General features: G+C 67.9%; 1 pseudogene. It reads right to left on the bottom strand.

Going from position 1 to position 308, the window contains the following annotated elements:
• Positions 1–308 (bottom strand): annotated as a pseudogene (locus PH586_RS23500) (sarcosine oxidase subunit alpha); the annotation flags it as partial.

Raw genomic sequence — 308 nt, 5'->3', positions numbered from 1 at the left:
TAGCTGCTTGCCGGGGGCCACGCCGTAACGGCGCACGTAGGTGGACACCGCGCCGGCCAGCATGTTGCCGGGCACGTCGTTGTTGCCATAGACCAACGGACGCTCGTGGGCGCCGGCGGCCAGGACCACACGCTTGGCGCGCACGCGGTGCAGGCGCTGACGCACCTCGCCGATCGGCGCGGCGTCACCGAGGTGATCGGTGCGACGCTCGTGGATGGTGAGGAAGTTGTGGTCGTGATAGCCGTGCACAGTCGAGCGCGGCAGCAGGGTCACTTCCGGCATTTTCTGCAGTTCGGCGATGGCCTTGA

Source organism: Pseudomonas aestuarii, from assembly GCF_027988105.1.
GTDB lineage: Bacteria > Pseudomonadota > Gammaproteobacteria > Pseudomonadales > Pseudomonadaceae > Aquipseudomonas > Aquipseudomonas aestuarii.
The sequence above is the reverse complement of the archived record's forward strand: the minus strand, read 5'-3'. Positions and strand labels throughout refer to the sequence as shown.